The organism is Microtetraspora malaysiensis (assembly GCF_001528665.1).
Lineage (GTDB): Bacteria > Actinomycetota > Actinomycetes > Streptosporangiales > Streptosporangiaceae > Microtetraspora_A > Microtetraspora_A malaysiensis.
In genome coordinates, this window is the sequence record NZ_BBYJ01000012.1 from 230,340 (window position 1) to 248,811 (window position 18,472).

The 18,472-nt window shown below is 70.7% G+C and carries 20 protein-coding genes; 14 read left to right on the forward strand and 6 right to left on the reverse strand.

What is annotated here, in order from left to right; all coding sequences use genetic code 11:
• Positions 1-239: 239 nt before the first annotated feature.
• The 4 genes from AWQ71_RS17395 to AWQ71_RS17410 all read left to right on the forward strand — a co-directional run bounded on the left by AWQ71_RS17395 (position 240) and on the right by AWQ71_RS17410 (position 3,704).
• A complete protein-coding gene (locus tag AWQ71_RS17395) occupies positions 240-1,082 on the forward strand; it encodes an ABC transporter substrate-binding protein (RefSeq protein ID WP_245658340.1) in 843 nt (280 codons plus the stop codon).
• Positions 1,043-1,903, forward strand: coding sequence for an amino acid ABC transporter permease (locus tag AWQ71_RS17400; RefSeq protein ID WP_245658341.1), 861 nt, complete (start codon positions 1,043-1,045; stop codon positions 1,901-1,903). The genes AWQ71_RS17395 and AWQ71_RS17400 overlap by 40 nt, the downstream gene beginning before the upstream one ends.
• A gap of 114 nt (positions 1,904-2,017) precedes the next feature.
• Positions 2,018-2,758 carry an amino acid ABC transporter ATP-binding protein gene (locus AWQ71_RS17405; protein WP_067134359.1) on the forward strand — a complete coding sequence of 247 codons (741 nt, stop codon included), beginning with the start codon at positions 2,018-2,020 and terminating at the stop codon, positions 2,756-2,758.
• A 136-nt stretch (positions 2,759-2,894) separates the two neighbouring features.
• Positions 2,895-3,704, forward strand: coding sequence for a class I SAM-dependent methyltransferase (locus AWQ71_RS17410; protein WP_084258979.1), 810 nt, complete (start codon positions 2,895-2,897; stop codon positions 3,702-3,704).
• Positions 3,705-3,771: 67 nt separating this feature from the next.
• On the opposite strand, the gene AWQ71_RS17415 is transcribed toward AWQ71_RS17410, so the two are convergent.
• Entirely contained in the window at positions 3,772-4,770 is a 999-nt protein-coding gene (locus tag AWQ71_RS17415) for a pirin family protein (RefSeq protein ID WP_067134363.1), read from the reverse strand.
• Positions 4,771-4,894: 124 nt separating this feature from the next.
• Between AWQ71_RS17415 and AWQ71_RS17420 the strand changes: the two genes are divergently transcribed.
• Positions 4,895-5,359: a MarR family winged helix-turn-helix transcriptional regulator gene (locus tag AWQ71_RS17420; RefSeq protein WP_067134365.1), complete on the forward strand. Its 465-nt coding sequence runs from the start codon at positions 4,895-4,897 to the stop codon at positions 5,357-5,359.
• A gap of 63 nt (positions 5,360-5,422) precedes the next feature.
• On the opposite strand, the gene AWQ71_RS17425 is transcribed toward AWQ71_RS17420, so the two are convergent.
• From AWQ71_RS17425 to AWQ71_RS17435, 3 genes are read right to left on the reverse strand one after another with little or no spacing between them, the layout of a single operon-like run.
• Positions 5,423-6,157 (reverse strand): FAD:protein FMN transferase, encoded by a 735-nt coding sequence (locus tag AWQ71_RS17425; RefSeq protein WP_218001823.1) that lies wholly within the window; start codon positions 6,155-6,157, stop codon positions 5,423-5,425.
• Positions 6,157-6,708: an FMN-binding protein gene (locus AWQ71_RS17430; protein WP_067134369.1), complete on the reverse strand. Its 552-nt coding sequence runs from the start codon at positions 6,706-6,708 to the stop codon at positions 6,157-6,159. The genes AWQ71_RS17425 and AWQ71_RS17430 overlap by 1 nt, the downstream gene beginning before the upstream one ends.
• 29 nt (positions 6,709-6,737) lie before the next feature.
• Complete coding sequence (locus AWQ71_RS17435; RefSeq protein ID WP_067134371.1) at positions 6,738-8,159, reverse strand: ferredoxin reductase family protein; 1,422 nt, start codon at positions 8,157-8,159, stop codon at positions 6,738-6,740.
• A gap of 137 nt (positions 8,160-8,296) precedes the next feature.
• Here AWQ71_RS17435 and AWQ71_RS17440 point away from each other — a divergent pair, with 137 nt between their 5' ends.
• Both AWQ71_RS17440 and AWQ71_RS17445 read left to right on the forward strand, forming a co-directional pair.
• Positions 8,297-9,034: a response regulator transcription factor gene (locus AWQ71_RS17440; protein WP_369407202.1), complete on the forward strand. Its 738-nt coding sequence runs from the start codon at positions 8,297-8,299 to the stop codon at positions 9,032-9,034.
• On the forward strand, positions 9,031-10,443 hold the full coding sequence (locus tag AWQ71_RS17445) for a sensor histidine kinase (protein WP_218001824.1): 1,413 nt from the start codon (positions 9,031-9,033) through the stop codon (positions 10,441-10,443). The genes AWQ71_RS17440 and AWQ71_RS17445 overlap by 4 nt, the downstream gene beginning before the upstream one ends.
• Before the next feature lie 23 nt (positions 10,444-10,466).
• Here the strand turns inward: AWQ71_RS17445 and AWQ71_RS17450 are convergent, their stop codons facing one another.
• Positions 10,467-11,450, reverse strand: a complete 984-nt coding sequence (locus AWQ71_RS17450) for a GNAT family N-acetyltransferase (protein ID WP_067134463.1) — start codon at positions 11,448-11,450, stop codon at positions 10,467-10,469.
• A gap of 66 nt (positions 11,451-11,516) precedes the next feature.
• Entirely contained in the window at positions 11,517-11,888 is a 372-nt protein-coding gene (locus tag AWQ71_RS17455) for a VOC family protein (protein WP_067134373.1), read from the reverse strand.
• A gap of 448 nt (positions 11,889-12,336) precedes the next feature.
• Here AWQ71_RS17455 and AWQ71_RS42660 point away from each other — a divergent pair, with 448 nt between their 5' ends.
• The 7 genes from AWQ71_RS42660 to AWQ71_RS17490 all read left to right on the forward strand — a co-directional run bounded on the left by AWQ71_RS42660 (position 12,337) and on the right by AWQ71_RS17490 (position 18,107).
• Positions 12,337-12,903, forward strand: a complete 567-nt coding sequence (locus AWQ71_RS42660; RefSeq protein ID WP_169806578.1) for a phosphate-starvation-inducible PsiE family protein — start codon at positions 12,337-12,339, stop codon at positions 12,901-12,903.
• Positions 12,904-13,045: 142 nt separating this feature from the next.
• Positions 13,046-13,882: a hypothetical protein gene (locus tag AWQ71_RS17465; RefSeq protein ID WP_218001825.1), complete on the forward strand. Its 837-nt coding sequence runs from the start codon at positions 13,046-13,048 to the stop codon at positions 13,880-13,882.
• Positions 13,879-14,241, forward strand: coding sequence for a winged helix-turn-helix domain-containing protein (locus AWQ71_RS17470; RefSeq protein ID WP_067134377.1), 363 nt, complete (start codon positions 13,879-13,881; stop codon positions 14,239-14,241). Before AWQ71_RS17465 ends, AWQ71_RS17470 begins: the two co-directional genes overlap by 4 nt.
• Positions 14,242-14,677: 436 nt before the next feature.
• The gene (locus tag AWQ71_RS17475) at positions 14,678-15,535 is read left to right on the forward strand and encodes a DUF3626 domain-containing protein (protein WP_067134379.1); all 858 of its coding nucleotides are present in this window, start codon (positions 14,678-14,680) and stop codon (positions 15,533-15,535) included.
• Complete coding sequence (locus AWQ71_RS43270) at positions 15,535-15,837, forward strand: UTRA domain-containing protein (RefSeq protein ID WP_281196198.1); 303 nt, start codon at positions 15,535-15,537, stop codon at positions 15,835-15,837. Before AWQ71_RS17475 ends, AWQ71_RS43270 begins: the two co-directional genes overlap by 1 nt.
• A gap of 15 nt (positions 15,838-15,852) precedes the next feature.
• Positions 15,853-16,512, forward strand: a complete 660-nt coding sequence (locus AWQ71_RS17485; RefSeq protein WP_067134381.1) for a YdcF family protein — start codon at positions 15,853-15,855, stop codon at positions 16,510-16,512.
• 1,343 nt (positions 16,513-17,855) lie between these two features.
• Positions 17,856-18,107: a hypothetical protein gene (locus AWQ71_RS17490; protein WP_157570401.1), complete on the forward strand. Its 252-nt coding sequence runs from the start codon at positions 17,856-17,858 to the stop codon at positions 18,105-18,107.
• Positions 18,108-18,472 lie beyond the last annotated feature (365 nt).

Below are 18,472 nucleotides of genomic sequence, written 5' to 3' on the forward strand. Positions count from 1 at the left end.
GGGCGACGGCGGCGTGCGGGAATCCCAGGCCGGACGGCCGCTCCGCGCCACACCCCGGCCTGCCCCCGGCCGGCGGTCACCGAAACCAGGGAGAACGCCGGTAACAGCCGCATCATTCAGCCCTTATTTCGCGAAATCCCCTTTTTGTCTCCTTCTTGTCAGAACGACGTAGAGCTATCTGTCAGTTCATATAGATTGTCGTAAATGTTGTCTTTTGTCGCATTTACAGGGAGGGCCGCGTGGCTCTTTGGCCCATGCGTCACCGGATGCTCGCCATCGGCGCCGCGGCGCTGGTGACCGCCCTCACCGCGTCCGCCTGCGGGAGCGGCGGGAGCGCGGGCGGTGGCGGCGGCACCGCGGCGGGCGGCGTCCGGCTCGTCAACGCCGGAAAGCTCACCACCTGCACGCACCTGCAGTACGAGCCCTTCCAGTTCACCCGGGGTTCCCAGACCGTCGGCTTCGACGTGGACGTCATCGACCTCGTCGCCAAGAAGCTGGGCGTCAAGCAGGAGGTCGTCGACATCGACTTCGCGGCGATCAAGAGCGGCGCGGTGCTCAACGCGGGCCGGTGCGACGTCGCCGCCGCCGGCCTGACGATCAATGACGAGCGCCGGAGGAACATCGACTTCTCCGTGCCGTACTTCGACGCCACGCAGGCGCTGCTGGCCAGGAAGGGCAGTGGGGTCACCTCCCTCGGGGATGTGAAGGCCAAGAACCTCAAGCTCGGCGCGCAGGCCTCCACGACCGGCCTGGAGTACGTCAAGGGCAAGGGGTTCGACCCGATCGAGTTCGCCGACTCCTCCAAGGAGCTGCTCGGCCTGGAGACCGGCCAGGCCGACGTGATCGTGCAGGACCTCCCCGTCGCGCTGACCTGGCTGAAGAAGCCCGCGATCCGCGCGAAGTACGACGTGGTCGCCCGTCTGGACACCGGCGAGCAGTACGGCATCGGCATGAAGAAGGGCAACGCCGCGCTGTCCAAGGCCGTCGACCAGGTGATCGAGCAGGCCCGGGCGGACGGCACGTACAACGCCCTCTACAGGAAGTGGTTCGGCGTCGAGCCGAGCCCGGCGGCGGCGGCGTGACCGCGCCCGGCACCGCCCTCGCGCCGCACCGGGGGCTGAGTCCCCGCGAGCGGCGCCGGATCGGCAGGGGCGCCCAGTACGCCCTGCTAGTCGCGGTCGTGGTCGCGCTCGCCTGCTTCGCCGACTGGGGCGCGATCAGGCAGTCGTTCCTCAACGCCCAGGTGGTGTCCGACGGCCTGCCCCGGCTGTTCGCCGTCGCCCTGAAGAACACCGTGATCTTCACCGCCAGCGGGTACGTCGTCGGGTTCGCGCTCGGCATGCTGCTGGCGCTGATGCGGCAGTCCTCGGTGGCTCCGTACCGGTGGATCGCCGCGACGTACATCGAGATCTTCCGCGGCGTCCCGGCTCTGGTGATCTTCCTGATGATCGGGAGCCTGCCGCTGGCGTTCCCCGGGTTCCAGATCCCGGGCGGCGTGTACGGCCAGGCCGCGCTCGGCCTGGGTCTCGTCTCCGCGGCGTACATGGCGGAGACGTTCCGGGCCGGTCTGCAGGCGGTGCCGAAGGGGCAGATGGAGGCGGCCCGCTCGCTCGGCATGTCCCATGGGCGGGCGATGCTGTCGATCGTCGTCCCGCAGGCGGTCCGGGTCGTGATCCCGCCGCTCACGAACGAGCTGGTCCTGCTGTTCAAGGACTCGTCGCTGGTCCTGTTCCTGGGGGTGACGGCGGCCCAGGTGGAGCTCGCCAAGTTCGGCAACGACCAGGCGTCGACCTTCGCCAACCCGACCCCGATCCTGGCGTCCGGCCTGACCTACCTGCTGATCACCATCCCCCTCGGGTACGTCGCCCGCCGCCTCGAATCACGTCAAGGAGGGGGCCAATGAGCGAACGAGGAGCGGTGAGCGACAGATGAGCACCGAGCGAACCCGACGCAGTGAGCGCAGCGGTCCACGAGGAACGAGTGGCCCGCGTAGCGAACGAGGAGCGGTGAGCGACAGATGAGCACCGTCGAGATCAAGAACTTGCGCAAGTCCTTCGGGAAGCTGGAGGTGCTCAAGGGCATCGACTTCACGGTGGAGGCGGGGCAGGTCGTCTGTGTGATCGGCCCGTCGGGGTCGGGCAAGTCGACGCTGCTGCGGTGCGTGAACCTGCTGGAGCGGCCCACGTCCGGCCGGGTCGTCCTGGACGGCACGGAGATCACGGACCCGGACGTGGACATCGACGCGGTGCGCCGCCGCCTGGGCATGGTGTTCCAGCAGTTCAACCTGTTCCCGCACCTCACCGTGCTGCGCAACGTCACGATCGCCCAGGAGCGGGTGCTGCGGCGCGGCCGGGCGGAGGCCGAGCGGATCGCCAGGGAGAACCTGGAGAGGGTCGGTCTCGGCGAGAAGGCCGACGCCTTCCCCGCTCAGCTCTCCGGCGGCCAGCAGCAGCGGGTGGCGATCGCCCGCGCGCTGGCCATGAACCCGTCGCTGATGCTGTTCGACGAGCCCACCTCGGCGCTCGACCCCGAGCTGGTCGGCGACGTTCTCGGCGTCATGCGGGAGCTGGCCGGGGACGGCATGACGATGATGGTCGTCACCCACGAGATGAACTTCGCCCGCGAGGTCGCCGACCGTGTGGTGTTCATGGACCAGGGGGTGATCGTGGAGGACGGGCCGCCGGATCAGGTGATCGCCGCTCCCCGGCATGCCCGTACTCGCGAGTTCCTCAGCCGGGTGCTCCACCCCGAGGGGTAGACACCGTCGAGGCGGCGCGGCGCCGGTTCCAGTGCCGCGTCAGAGAACGTTTGCCCCGTGCGGCGCTGATCGGTGGGGCGCAGGAAGATCATAAAACACCCGATCCGGACAGGCCGAGCGTGCCAAGATCGCCCGTATGACTGTCGCTCCCAAGAGCTCTGCCGGGCAAGCGGACACCGCAGCCCCCACGCAGCCGTCGTGGATCCATCCTGTTCCCGAGGGTTCTGCCGGGCCCGAAGAGCGGGTGCCCAACGACTACGACAGCTTCGCCGAGGCGTACTCGGCAGAAAACGAGACCAGCCTCATCAACGCCTACTACGAGCGGCCCGCGATCCTGGATCTGGCCGGTGACGTGGCTGGCCGGCGGATCCTCGACGCCGGCTGCGGCTCTGGCCCCCTGTCCGCGGCACTGCGCGACCGGGGCGCCATCGTGACCGGCTTCGACTCCAGCGCCAAGATGTTGGATCTGGCCCGGCAGCGGCTCGGCGACGGCGCGGCCCTGCACCTCGCCGATCTGGGCAGCCCGCTGCCGTTCCCCGACGCCGCGTTCGACGATGTCGTCGCATCCCTGGTCCTGCACTACCTGGAGGATTGGACGGCACCGCTGGCCGAACTGCGGCGCGTCCTGACGCCCGGCGGCCGGCTGATCGTGTCCGTTGATCACCCTTTCGCCGACTACCTGCAGGCCGGTCCCGGCGCCAGCTACTTCGCGACCGACAAGTACTCCGAGGAATGGACCTTCGGCGGGCACAGCGCCCTGATGAGCTTCTGGCGCCGGCCACTGCACGCGATGACCGACGCCTTCACCGCAGCCGGCTTCCGGATCGCCGTCATCAGCGAACCGTCCCCCGCACCGGGCGCCCGCGAATTGTTCCCCGACGTCTTCGCGGACAGGCCCTCGGGGGCCTTCCTGTGCTTCCTGTTCTTCGTTCTTCAGGCCGACTGATGCCGTATCAGGCCACGTTCACCTTGGCGACGATGACTCGGAGGCGGCGGTCGTTGCCCGATCGGCACTAGGCGTCGCCGTCGGTGTCCGGCGTGGCCCCCCGGACGTCGGCGTGGGCGGCCGGGATGCTGCCCAGACGGCCGGCCTGGTAGTCCTCCATGGCCGTGATGATCTCCGCCTTGGTGTTCATGACGAAGGGGCCGTACGCCACGACCGGCTCCCGGATCGGCTGCCCGCCGAGGATGAACACCTCCAGCCCACCGGTACGCGAGTCCTGGTGGGCGTCCGCGGCGACGGTGATGGTGTCGCCCTGCCCGTAGACGGCGAGCTGCCCGGTCTGGATCGGCCGCCGCTCGGCGCCGGCGGTCCCGCTGCCCGCGAGGACGTAGACCAGGGCGTTGAAGTCCGGACGCCAGGGCAGCGTCAGCGACGCACCGGGCGAGACGGTGGCGTGGACGAGGGTGATCGGCGTGTACGTCGAGCCGGGGCCGGCGTGCCCGCCCACTTCACCGGCGATGACGCGGACGAGCGCGCCGCCGTCGGCCGAGCTGAGCAGGGCGACGTTGCCGCCCGTGATGTCCTGATAGCGGGGCGCGGCGAACTTCTGGGCGCGCGGCAGGTTCACCCAGAGCTGGATGCCGTGGAACAGCCCGCCGCTGGCGACGAGGTACTCCGGCGGGGTCTCGATATGCAGGATCCCGGAGCCGGCGGTCATCCACTGGGTGTCGCCGCCTCCGATGAGGCCGCCTCCGCCGTGGGAGTCGGAGTGCGCCATCTCCCCGTCGATCATGTACGTGACGGTCTCGAAGCCGCGGTGCGGGTGCCAGGGCGTGCCCTTGGGCTCTCCGGCGCCGTAGTCGACCTCGCCCATCTGGTCCATGTGGATGAACGGGTCCAGCGCCCGCATGTCCACGCCGGCGAAGGCGCGCCGCACGGGGAAGCCCTCGCCTTCGAGCGCGCGGGGCGCGGTGGTGACGGACACGACCGGCCGGTCGGTGTCGGTGAGCGGGTTGGGGCTGGGGACGCGGGGCAGGGCGAGCGGGTTCTCCACGGTGACGGCGGGCATGGCGGCCTTCCTTCCGATCTCGCAGGGTCGCGGCGGCGTACGGCACGAGGTCGTTGCGCCGTCAACGACATTCACTCTACCCAATGTCGTTGCGTCGTCAACTATTCCCGTTAGGCTGGGCCGCATGAACGAGGTGCGGTGGCTCGACGCGGAGGAGCAGCAGGCGTGGCGCGCCTACCTGGACGGCACACGGCTGCTGATCCAGGCCCTCGATCGCCAGCTCGACGCGGACGCGGGCGTCTCGATGCTCGACTACGAGGTGCTGGTCGTGCTGTCGGAGGCGCCCGGCCGGCGGCTGCGGATGCGCGACATCGCCGACGCCGTGCTGTCCACCCGCAGCGGCGCGACCCGCGCGGTGACCCGGCTGGAACGGCTCGGCTGGGTCCGCCGCATCGAGTGCGCGGACGACCGGCGCGGCACCGAGGCCGAGCTCACCGAGGCGGGCGCCGCCAAGCTCGCGGCCACCGCCCCGGGCCACGTCGCCGCCGTCCGCGCCCACATGTTCGACCTGCTCTCCCCCGCCGACGTGGCCCATCTGCGTTCCATCTCCGGCAAGGTCCGCGACCACCTGCAGCGCCCGGCGTCCTGACCGCCGGTCACGGGCGGCCGGTCACGGGCGGCCGGTCACGGGCGGCCGGTCACGGGCGGCCGGTCATGGGCAAAGGGGGAAGCCGGGCGTGCGCCAGATGCCGCCGTCGGCGGTGACCGCGAACGCCTCCACCCCGTCGAGCCGCGCCACCCACTCCCTGGCCGCGCCGCCCATGGCGAAGGCCGCCGTCGCGTACGCGTCGACCATGGTGAGACTCGCCCCGACGAGGGTGACGGAGGCCAGCGCGGTCGCCGGGCGGCCGGTGTGCGGGTCGAGGATGTGCGGCCCGCGCTCGGCGGTGCCGGAGGTGGCCACGGCGAGGTCCGTCCCGGCCACCACGGCGGCCAGCTCCCCCGCCCGCAGTGGATGGGCGACGCCCACCCGCCACGGGCGGCCGGGAGCGGCGGACCCGGCGAGCCACATGTCGCCGCCACCGTTGACGCAGTGGTTCGGCGCGCCCGCCCGGGTGAGGATGCGCGACGCCCGTTCGACCGCCCAGCCCTTCACCATCGCGGACGGGTCGAGGCGGCCTCCGGGACGCGCCGTGAAGTAGCCCTCCGAGGTCCGGGCCACCGCCTCGCACAGTCCGAGGACCTCCGCCACCTCCGCCGGGCAGTCGGCCAGGCCGATCTCGCCCCTGCCGAGCCGGCTGACGGGACTGTCCGGCCGGTACGTGGAGAAGGTCGCGTCGACCCGGTGCAGCCAGGCAACCGCCTCCGCCACGCCCTCGCGCGCGTCCACGGGGTCCCGCACGTCGAAGGAGAACACCGTCCCCATGACGTGCTCGACATGACGCATCAGAGCCCGGCCTTGTCGAGGGCGCTCTGCAGCGAGGTGATGTAGCCCTCGCTGGTGTAGGTGGCGCCGGAGACCGCGTCGATCTGGGCCGACTGGGCGGAGAGCGCCGCCTCGTTCAGGACGGGGAGCGCACGGTCGTTGATCGAGATGTCCCGGCGGTTGCCGTCCGGCGCCTGGAGCACCTTGACGCCGGTCACCTTGCCGCCGGAGATGACGAGCTGGACCTGCACGGGGCCCCAGCGGGTGTCGGCCGTGTCGCCGGTGGCGATCCGCTCGCCGCTCGTCGCGCCGGCGCTCGCCCCCTCGCCCGTCCAGGTGCCCGTGGAGGTCGTGGCGGCCCCGCCCCCACCGCGCCCTCCTCGGCGTCCGGCCCCCTCGTCCGTGCTCTTTCCGTCCGCGGCGCCGAAGCCCTGGTCGCGGCCGGACGGCGCCTCCGCCCGCGCCACGGCGGACGGCCGGCTCGCGGAGGTCGCGATCTCGTGCGGCTTGAAGGAGAGCAGCAGCACCAGGCCGACCGCGGTGACGAGCACAGCCGTAATCGCTCTACGCATGAACGTTCTCCGCCTTCCTCAGAACTTCGTCAGAACTCGAACGACTCGTGGTGGATGCGCTTCTTCGGCACTCCGGCGGCGCGCAGCGCGGACACGATCTGGGCCGTCATGCTCGCCGGCCCGCAGACGTAGACCACGTGGTCGCGCAGCCCGGGGATCCGGTGGGCGAGGATCTCCGGCCTGAACGGGTCGCCGATCTCGCTCCTCGGTCCGAGGCAGTAGTGCAGCGCCGCCCCGCGCGCGGCGGCGATCGCCTCCAGCTCGGCGCGGAAGACAAGATCGTCCCACGACCTGGCCCGGTAGAGAAAAGTGAGATCGCCGGGCGCGGCAGGGACCGACTCGAACAGGGCGCGCACCGGCGTGACGCCCACTCCTCCGGCGACGAGCAGCACCTTCCGCCCGCGGCGCGCCCGCCTGCCGCTCCCTTGGCGCCTCCCGAGCCGGGCCGCGGTGAAGGCGCCGTACGGTCCCTCGGCGACGACCCGGGTGCCGGGGCGCAGGCGGGTGAGCGCCCGGCTCTGGTCGCCCAGGTCCTTCACGGTGATCCGCAGCTCACCCGATCGCGGCGCCGCCGACAGCGAGTACGGGTTCGGGGACCACCACAGGTCCCGGGTGAGGAACCGCCAGCGGAAGAACTGGCCGGGCTCGGCCCGCAGCCGGTCCAGGCGGCGGCCGGAGACGTACACCGACACGACGCCGGTGGCCTCGGGCACGACCGCGGCGACCCTGAGCCGGTGCCGGAACGCCTGCCGCACGGGCGTGAGGAACCGGTACCAGACGATCAGCGCCGCCACCGCGACGTAGAGGACGGTCCAGGCGGTCCCGGCGGCGGGGAACGTCAGGAACTCGGCGCCGTTCGCGAGCTGGTGCCCGAACGCCAGCCAGGCCACGAGATACGTGTAGAAGTGCAGGTGGAACCAGGTCTCGTACCGCAACCGCGGACGTACGGCGCGAGCCGAGATGATGCCGACCCCCACCAGGAGCAGCAGCGCGACCGTGGCCTTGAGCACGTCCGGATAGGACAGGTTGAGCGTCACGGTCTCGTTCACCACGTCGGCCCCGTCGGTGACGGCGTACCCCCAGATGATCAGCAGGGCGTGCGCGACGGAGAGCCCGACCACGTACCGTCCGCCCATGGAGTGCCAGCGGGCGAGCCTGTCGGAGCCGACGCCGCGCTCAAGCGCGGGGACCCGTGCCATCAGCGCGAGCAGCACCGCGAAGCCGTATCCGGCGAGCAGTCCGGTGATCCGGCCCGCGCCGGTGAGCCAGCCGTCCAGCCCGGAGACACTCGGCGTGCCCGCCCACCACAGGCCGAGCACGACGAGCGCGCCGGCGGCGACGACCGCCAGGACGGCCGCGGGCCGGGCGCGGACGCCGCCGGGGGGCGCGCTCCGGCGTGCTCCGGCGACGCCTCCCCCCTGCCGGGCCGGCGATGCGAATCCGGTGCTCACGCGGATCTCCTCTCGTAGGTCCGTGAAGCACCGTGCCAGTCGAACTTCTCATTTACCTATGAGCCATGACATGCCAGAAGCATTCATAGGATTCTCAGAGGTCGCTCAGAGGTTTCGCCGCGCGTACAGGGAGGACGGTGGTCATCACCATGCGTACGACCCCTGCTACGCCCGAACTGGTCCGCCCCGACGGGACCCCCGTCCGCGTCCTCGTCGTCGACGACGAGCCGGATCTCGTCGAGGTGCTCGGCGCCGTGCTGCGCTACGAGGGGTGGGAGGTGTGCTCGGCCGCGGACGGCACGGCCGCGGTGACCGCGGCCCGCGAGTTCCGGCCCGACGCGGTGCTGCTCGACATCATGCTCCCCGACATCGACGGCCTGGAGGTGCTGCGCCGCCTGCGCGCGGAGTCGCCGCACGTGTGCGTGCTCTTCCTCACCGCCAGGGACGCCGTCGAGGACCGGGTCGCCGGCATCACCGCGGGCGGCGACGACTACGTGACCAAGCCGTTCAGCCTGGAGGAGGTCCTCGCCCGGCTGCGCGGCCTGCTGCGCCGGGCCGGGATGGCGCGGACCTCGCACGGCTCCCGCCTGATCGTGGGCGACCTGACGATGGACGAGGACGCGCGCGAGGTCACCAGGGGCGGCGAGCTGGTGGAGCTGACCCCGACCGAGTTCGAGCTGCTGCGCTTCCTCATGAGCAACCCGCGCAGGGTGCTCAGCAAGGCGCAGATCCTCGACCAGGTCTGGTCCTACGACTTCGGCGGCCAGGCCCACGTGGTCGAGCTGTACATCAGCTACCTGCGCAAGAAGATCGACACGGGACGGCCGCCGCTGATCCACACCGTGCGCGGCGTGGGATACGTGCTCCGGCCGTGAGACCCCGCACACTCCGCGCCCGGCTGGTGGCCGGCCTGCTCGTCCTGCTCGCGCTGGCCTGCGCCGCCGTCGGCGCGGCCGGCTCGCTCTCCCTCGACCGGTTCATGGTGGACCAGCTCGACCGGCAGCTCTCCATGACGGCCGGGAGGTTCGCGGCGAGCCTGGAGCACGACGACGACCGCGACGGGCACGGCGACAGCCGCGGGCAGAGCCCCGGCACCCTGGGCGTCCGCCTGGTGGACGGCCGGGTCACCCACGCCGCCGTGGTGACCGCGGAGGAGGCGGACATCCGTCTCAGCTCAGCGGACGCCGCCGTCCTGGCCGCCGTGCCCGTGGACCGGCGGGCGCACTCCGTGGAGCTGTCGGAGCTGGACGACTACCGCGTCATGGCGGTGCCCGGCGCCGACGGCGACGTCCTCGTCAACGGGCTCCCCCTGGAGGGCGTCAACGCCGCGGTGCACCGCCTCCAGATCGCGGAGAGCGTGGTCTTCGCCATCGTGATGATCCTCACCGGGCTGGCCGGCACGACCTGGGTGCGGCTGTCCCTCCGGCCCCTGGACCGGGTGACCGCCACGGCGCGCCGGGTGAGCACCCTGCCGCTGGCCAGCGGCGCCGTCGCGCTGCCGGACCGGGTCCCCGACGAGGATCCGCGGACCGAGGTCGGCCAGCTCGGGGCCGCGTTCAACCGGATGCTCGGCCACGTCGGGGAGGCGCTCGCCCGGCGGCACGCCAGCGAGCAGCGCATGCGCACCTTCGCCGCCGACGCGGGCCACGAACTGCGCACGCCCCTCGCGACCGTACGGGCCCACGCCGAGCTGGCCCTCCGCCACCCCGGCGACGTCCCCGGCGAGGTACGGCACGCGCTGGAGCGGATCGACGCGGAGTCGGGCCGGATGGGCACGCTCGTGGACGACCTGCTGCTCCTCGCCCGCCTGGACGCCGGGCGGCCGCTCGCCCGCGACCCCGTCGACCTGACCCGCGTCGTGATCGACGCCGCGGGCGACGCGCGGGTCTCCGCCCCGGGCCATCGATGGCGGCTGCGCCTCCCGGAGGAGCCGGTCACGATCACCGGCGACGCCGGACGCATCCACCAGGTCGTCGCCAACCTGCTGGCCAACGCGCACACCCACACCCCGCCGGGGACCACGGTCACCGTGTCCGTACGCGCCCCGGCCCCGGGGGCGGCCGAGCTGACCGTCCACGACGACGGGCCGGGCATCCCCGAGGACGTACGCGCGGAGATCTTCGAGCGGTTCGTCCGCGCCGACAAGGCGCGGTCGCGCGCGCGGGGCGGCAGCGGCCTCGGCCTGGCCATCGTCAAGGCCGTGGTGGCCTCGCACGGCGGCGACGTCTCGGTGGAGAGCCGCCCGGGCGACACGCTCTTCCGGGTGTTCCTCCCCGCCGGTTGACACCCGCGTGCGCGGATTCGGCGTTATGCGAGGGACTCCGGGATCTCCCCGACCGCCTCGGACCGGTCCGGGCCGGTCGGAAGGTCCGCCCGCCAGGCGTCGATCACGAGCACGCTGCGCATCCCGACCGAGAGGTAGAGGCCGAGCGCGGGCGTGACGTTGTTGGAATCCACGTGCAGGATCGTCCCGGCGCGGCCGCGCCGCTCGTCCGCCGCGAACGCCGTACGCAGCAGGAGCCTCCCGAGCCCCCGGCCGTGGAAGGCGGGCAGCACGGACAGGGTCCGCACGTAGCCGCAGTTCTCGTCGGCCAGGAAGTGGTCGGTGCCCAGCAGCATCGCGGCGGGTTCGCCGTCCACGCGGGCGACCAGGAGCTGGCCCCAGTCGTTCGCGGGCGCCGCCTCCATCGCGGAGACCCACTCGTCGAACGTCCGGGGCGCGAACCCGAAGTGCCGGGCGAAGCCCTCCTGCTGGATCCGGTGGGCGGTGCGGAGCCGTTCCTCGCCGGGCTCGCCGCTCTCCACCATGACGCCGGCGGGGATCTCGGGGTCGGCGACGGACGTGCCGCCGGCGTGGTCGATCCGCATGCGGTGGAAGCTGGTCGCGTGGGCGAGCCCGTGCGCCTTGGCCGCCGCCCGGAGCTCGGCGTCCTCGCGATAGATGCCGATGTCCACCCGGGCCCGGCCGTGCCCGAGGCCGGGGGCGATCTCCACCGCCCGGTCGAGGACGCGCGCCCAGAGCCGGTCCGCCACCTCGGGGACCAGGGCCCGTACGTCGATGTCCACGTCGCCGCCGGTCCCCTTGGGACAGGCCCAGCCCCAGCCCACGAGCCGCCCGCCCTCGTACACCAGCCAGCTGTCGGCGGCGAGGTCCAGCTCGCTGAGCACCTCGGCGACGTCGTCCAACGTGGAGTCGGGGCGACCGATGACCATGGTGTCGATCTCGGCGACCAGCTCGTGGATCGCCCGCGCGTCCGCCTTGGAGGGCCGTCTGATCTCGTATCCGTTCACGCCCCGTTTGTAGCGGCCGCGACTTGGCGACGGCTTGCTCACCGGTTGGCGCGGCCGCTTCCGGGATCAGGCGTACGGCTGGGTGATGACCTCCATGTTGTGGCCGTTGGGGTCGTTGAAGTAGACCCCGCGCCCGCCGTACAGGTGGTTGATCTCCCCGGGCTTCCCATGGTGCGGGTCGGCCCAGTAGTCGAGCCCGCGCTCCCGGATCCGCTCGAAGATCACGTCGAACTCGGACTCACTGACGATGAAGCAGTAGTGGTTCCCTTGGACCTCGTCGGCGTCCATGTAATCAAGCGTGACGCCGTTGGCCGTCTGGACCGGCACGAACGGCCCCCACTGTGGGGCCGCGGTGAGCCCGAGGATGTCGGCCAGGAACTCGGCCGACGCGCGCTTGTCCCTGCTCGGCACGATGGTGTGGTTGAGTGCGACGGACATCGAAGCCACCCTCCTGCTCCGTCTTCGGGGAGCTGCGTTCCGGAGAACACCGGCGTTCTCTCAGGGAAGCGCTCCGTGGCGAGAGCGATATTCCCCGGGGGTTTCCCGGGAGAGGCCGGAATTTTCCCACCTTTAGATGTTTTCCGCGGTTCGCCCCGATTTGACGGTATTCCCGCAAACTGTGGGCATATTTCGTGATCCGTCGCCACGAGTGAGCCACGATTCCGTCGATCCCCTGGTCGCGCCGCGTTCCCCGACAAGCGTCGCCGAGCTTCGACAAGCGCCGACGGACGCCCAGAAAAGACCGGTAAAGACCGTCATCGGCCGATATATCCGGGTACTGCCTGAGGAAGCGGTGGCAGGCGGGACGACCGCACGCGACACCCGTCACCCGATCCGGTTCCGCCCCATGCGTGACGCGACCCACGGACAGGCCCGCCTATGGACGATGACACGCACACCGCCGCTGAGAGGTAGGCCGCGACCGCCGAGCGCCCTTGCGCAGAGCGACCTGGAGTCGCTGCTGCTGCGGATCCTCACCCGCATCGAGCGGGCGCTCCTCTACGTGGTCGCGTTCGTCCTCCTCTGCGTCGCGGCCGGCATCATGGTCATGATGGTCGTGACGGCGATCAGCGCCTCGGCGAGCTGGGCCGACACGGTCAGCGTGATCCTGGAGGAGCTGCTGCTCGTCCTGATCGTCGTCGAGATCTTCGTGACGGTGCAGATGCACCTCAAGGGCAGGCATCTGCAGGTCGACCCGTTCATCATCGTCGGCATCATCGCCGTGGTCCGGCACGTCCTTTCTGTGGTCGTACGGCTCAAGGTCACGATGACGGCGCAGCAGAGCCGCGAACAGTTCACCGAGCTGGCCGTCTACGCGGGCGTGACCCTCGTGCTGGTCCTGGCGCTGGCCCTGGCCCGCTGGTCGAAACGGGCGTCCGCCCGCAGATCCGGCTCCCGCCCCCAGAGCCCCGACCGCCGGGGCTCCTGGAACCGCAGTCCCCCGCCCTCCTGACCACCGCCGCCCCGGGCGTCCGCGCTCGCCCTCGATCATTCACGGTGCGGAGCGGACTTCCCTTCACTCTTGACCGCCAACTACTTTGCAATACAAAGTTGACGCTTCGGCGGCGGATCAGCATGCGAGGGGAAGCCCGCAGATGGACAGACCTGCCCGGACCGGTTTCGAGGATCCCGGCGAACCATCTCGCGAGCAGGGCGCCCTGCTCTCGGAGCACGACGCCCTGCGTTCGTCCGTCCGGAAACACCTGCGCGGCTCGTGGGGGCCGTTGCTGGGCTTCGGGCTCGTGTCGCTCGCGGCGGTTCCCATCGCCCGTCACGCCTTCAACTTCGGCGCGCACGGCCGGTACGTCGTCTCCTATCCGCTCTTCGCGTACGCCGAACTGAAGGGAGTCTGCCGCGTCCACGTCGAAGGCGCTCCGTGCGACACCCACGAGTTCGACGGCTCGGTCCTGCGTTTCCTGGCATGGGGACTCTGGTTCGCGGTGCTGCCGCTGCTCTGGCTGGCCTTCGCCCGCTGGTATCGCCGCCGTGGTGAGATCCGGGGGATCATGCCTCGCCGACGTCCGTGGCTGTGGGCCGTGGCCCTCACATTCACGCTGGTCGTGGCGGCCTCGCTCGCTCTCTTCCTCCTCCGCGGACAGCCGGGGAACGCGTCCTTCCTCGAGAACAGCTATGCCAGCCCGTGGTACGTCGTAGGAGTGGGCCTGCTGGTCCTCGGTCTCCTCGAACGCAGATGGATCACCGCCACGGCGGGACTGTGCCATGTCGCGCTGCTGTCGGCCTACCTCGCCCCGACGTGGGGCACCAGCTGGCTCCCCTGGGCGTACCCCGCCGAGCCCGGCTGGCTCGACGGGCCGGAGTTCAAGGCGCTGCTCCTGGCCGCGATTCTGCTCGTCGCGGGTGTCGCCGAATGGGCCTCGGCCCGGCCGGCGCGAGCACACCGCACCGGCTCTCTGATCGCGAGAACGACATGAACGCGACGACCACCACGCCCGCGCATCCCGACGACACGCAGGCCCTCCATCCGGCACAGGCGCTGGACGACACGGTGCACCAGCGCGTACGCCTCGGCGTCCTGTCGATCGCCCGCGAGGCCGACCAGGTCGAGTTCGGCTTCCTCAAGCACCAGCTCGCGGTGACCGACGGCAACCTTTCCCGCCACCTGAAGGTGCTCGAAAGCTCCGGCCTGATCGCCATGCGCAAGGGATACGAGGGCAGACGACCCCGGACGTGGATCTCGATCACCCCGAAGGGCAAACGCGCGTTGGACGCCGAGATCCAGGCGCTCCGGGAACTCGTCCACCGCCTGGATACGCGCGGAACCCCTCTGTGACCGACACCTCGCGGCAGGATCCGCCGGAAGCCGCTGTACAGGGGACGATGCCCGCGACCTGCGGTTCAAGACCGGGAAGGGCCTACTCGTCGATCGAATCCTGAAACCGCGCCGGCGGCGTCACCATCCGTTCGGCGACCTTGAGATGGCATGGTCGGTTCTCGCAAGCCGCGCTGTGACGGCCAGGATCGTTACCGAGAGAGGGGCGAGCGTCGCCGGCATCGCCAGACCGCCGACCTCGGGCTTTGGGCTTTGGGAAGAACACGCTGAGGAACGGCAGCAGGGTGATCATCGCTCGGCGACCGACGGGGGAGCGCAATGCCCTCACGGCCGCCTGCGAAGTCGAACAGAGATCAGGATGAGGGAAGACCATCGGGGCCGGGTCCCAAGTCAATTCGGGATGCGACGACAGATCGCGCTCAGGCAGACTGCGCGGATGAGCGCGGACACGTTCACGTCGCCGCAGGAGCGAGCCCTCCGCCATGTCGAGACCCTGTCGTCGGGAGACCCGCTCGACCCCCGGTTGCGTGTGACCCTCAACTTCCACCCCGACCGCTTGGTCGGCGACCGGCAGATCCTGCTCCGACTGGCCGACGACGGCGTCTACCTGTCGCAATTCGTCACCGGAACGAGCAACGGGGGACTCACCGCTCATCCCGGCGGCGACCGGTGGCGTTGGGAAAGCAGGATCTTCGGCGGCGCGTACGACCATGCGCCCGCCGAGAAGCGCCCCGTCTACGGTGCGCTGAACTTCCGACATAAGCCCATCGGCGCCGCGCCACGGTTCGGATCCGCCCACTTCAGGCTGACGGCCGAGACTCTTCGGCGAACCACCTTCTGCTACCCGGACAGCTTCTTCGAACCTTCGGCGTTCGGCGTCGCGTCCCGCATGGCGCTGATCGGCCTGGCCGAGGCGGACGACCAGGACCTCCTGGACGACTACGTCGAGGCGCAGGTGCACGGGCCGGTCCGGCTCGACCGGGACGTGGAGGCCCTGCTCCTCGATCCCAGCTATCGCGGCACGGCCGTGGAGGCCGCGGCCCGCCGGCTTCCGTGCGCGGTGGAATGGCATTCCGGATTCCGCCTCACGACCGAACATCTGCGGCGCCACCCGAACTACCGGGGACAGGAGTACGTAGCGCTCGGCGCCGAGATCGCGGTCGACGGCCTGCTCGATCCGCGGGTCATCGGAGACGCCGCCCGCACCGGGCGCTACGACGTGCAGGCGCTGAAGAAGGTCTGGCACTACGTGGCGCGCTTCGGCTCGCCGCCGCCCCCGGCCGACAAGCCCTGATCACCCGTCGCCGACCCGAAAGAACCCCTCTTCTTGATCCGACGCCGGAACAGGCAGGACATGGCGGAGGGTTCGCCGTGCTCACCGTCCAGGGCCTCGAACCCGACAGCATGACCGAGACGATCCATGCGCGAACGCCCACGCCACACGCAGCGGAGGTGCTCCGGCTATCCGCAGGCGAGGCTGTCATGGTGCTGCGCCGACGCACATTCACCCGCGACGGGCGCCTGGTCGAGCTCGCGCGAGACATCCATGCCGCCGCACGCTTCGCATGGTCATACACGTTCACAATCCCCGATTGAGGACAGGAACCCGCCATGACACCCCGCGCCGTCCTGTCCGACACGCTTCGCGCCGACGTCGCGACACTTTGGGACTACCACGACATGCACCATGGTGTACGCCCCGCCGACGTCGGCATCGGGCTGGGCAGTCATGACCTCGGAGTGGCGACATGCGCCGCCGATCTCTACCTGCGCGGGACATTCCCGTTGATCGTCTTCACCGGCGCCAACGCCCCAACCACAGTCAACGACTTCCCACGTGGTGAGGCGGTTCACTACCGGGAGCACGCCATCGAACGGGGTGTTCCCGCCCGGGCCATCCTCATCGAGCCGACGGCGACCAACACCGGCGAGAACATCAGCCGAACTCGCGCGCTTCTCACCGAACAAGGCGTCAAGGTCCGCTCGGCCGTCATCATCTCCAAGCCGTACCAGCAGCGACGCGCCTACGCCACCTGCACGAAGCTCTGGCCGGAGATCGACATCACGTGCGCGTCCCTTCCCATGTCACTCGATGAATATCTGGAGCGCATCGGGAACCCCGACCGTGTGATCGACATGCTCGTCGGCGACACCCAACGGATCACCGAGTACCCCAAGCTCGGCTACGCCGTCGAGCAACCGTTCCCCGCCGACGTCCAGTCGGCCTATGAGCGCCTGGTTGAGGCAGGGTACACAAGCCGCCTGATCTGACGAAGGGTCACGGGTTTCCTGGCCGCCGCCATCGTCCGGACGGGAGAGCCCTGCGCGCTTGTAGCTGGAATCGAGCAAGTCTCCCGTGGAGCCGCCGGCCCCGAACTGAAGCTGACCGATCTTCGCGCCCATACGCGTGACTGGGAAGAACATGCTCATCGAAGCAGAGTTGAAGGCCCGCGTCCGCGAACCCGAACGAGTTCGGGCACGCCTTGATGACATCTTGATGGCATCGCTTCGGCCACCCCAACCACCTGCCGCAACGTGTACCACGTCCGCGAGGACCAGGCGCTTACGAAGGCGGACGAAGAGCTACGGCTGCGGGCGGACGGCGTCGCCGTGGTGCAGCGCGCGAACCGAATGGTGGACACGGCACCGAAAGGGCGCGCAGTGGCGGCAGCCTGGGACCTGCTCGCCATAACCCTGACCCACGCGGGCGGCGGACCGGCACGCGAGCGCAAGCCGCGCAAACAGGGCGGCCTCAATGTTGCCGGCCATATCTGTAGGCCACCCGGTGTGGGAGTTGACAGCGATGGCGTCGACGGCAGGGAAGCCGGCCTCCGGTGGCGAGCCGCTGTGGCCTCTCCGCTCGCGAATGCCCACCTATCGGAATACCCTCCACGGTGCTCACAAATAGTGCAAGCGTGACTACTTAGAGTTGCCTATCGAACGCGTGAACGATATCCTCGCAGAGGGTCGACCGCCAGAGCGGGAGGGGAGGTGCAAAGAGATGATGCTTTCGGGTGGTGTGCTGCTGTCGCGCCGACCGGAGGAAACGCCTCCGTCCCGGCCGTCCGACGCGCCTTCCGCATCCCCGCGGCGGCGGCGCGGGTCCAGGCGGCATACGCCGTTCATCGGGTCGGATCGTTTCTCCGGTGACTCTTATGGGGCGGTGCTTCTCGACCGTGCTCACAGTGCCGGGCTCCTCGATCACGCCAGCGGTTTCGGTGGCCGCGAAGGAGCCACTCATCCCGCCCCGCACGACCCGGCGCGCCCCGAGGGGCGAGCTGCGCGACGCGGCCAGCCGGACGCCACGGCGCGCTCCGACGGGCGGGGTGGGCGACGCGGTGAGCCGGAGACGACGCGCTCCTGGGCTCGGCGGCTGCTCGGCCTCCCGGACGCGCCAGAAGACCAGAAGCCTGACGGCGGGGGCGAGCCGCAGCGCCTCGGCAGCGATCGCGGTGCTCTTTCCGGTCGGGACCCGCGGCCTGAATACGACCGCGGTGACCTGTCTGCCTGGGACGGAATCTGGCAAGGCCGTCGCCCCACCCACGAGTCGCCCGCGACCCGTCCCTTGCGGGCCGGTCGGGATGATCGGCAGCGGAACGGCTCGGGTCAGCAGGATGTGGGTCGGGGTGGCGGTGACCGGTGGTCCGGTGGCGATGCCGCCGCCGATGGCCGGGGCGTTGATGGCCGGGGTGTCGGTGATGCTGGCCCGGCCGCTGGTCGTGACCGCCGGAGCGATGGTCGGGATGGCCAGGACGCAGCTGGCCGGCGCGCTGCCACCGACCGCCGAAACGCTGGTGCAGGCAGCGCTGCCGGTGACAGCCAGAACGGTGCGGGCCCGGATGCTGCTGGTGGTGATAGCCGGGTAGGGGACTGGCCCGATCTGAACCTGGCCGGACGCGATGTCATCGAGTTGCTGGCTCGTGCTGAGCGGCTGGCCGCGGCAAAGGTGTCGGGCGAGACCGTGGCCGGCGCTGGGGCTGAGGCTGGCGCTGGGGCCGGTTCCGGTGTTGGCGCCGGGGCCGAGACCCGGGCTGGAGCCGGTGTTAGCGCAGGGGCCGAGGCCGGTGCTGGTGTTGACGCTGGCGCCGGGGCCGAGACTGGCTCCGGTGCCGAGGTTGAGGTGGCGATGGCGGAGATCGTCGCCCTGGCACGGGCGATCGATCTGGCCGAAGCCGCGATCGCCGCCCTCCTCCCGATAGCCGAAGCGGGTAAAGGTCAGCACCTGTTCGGG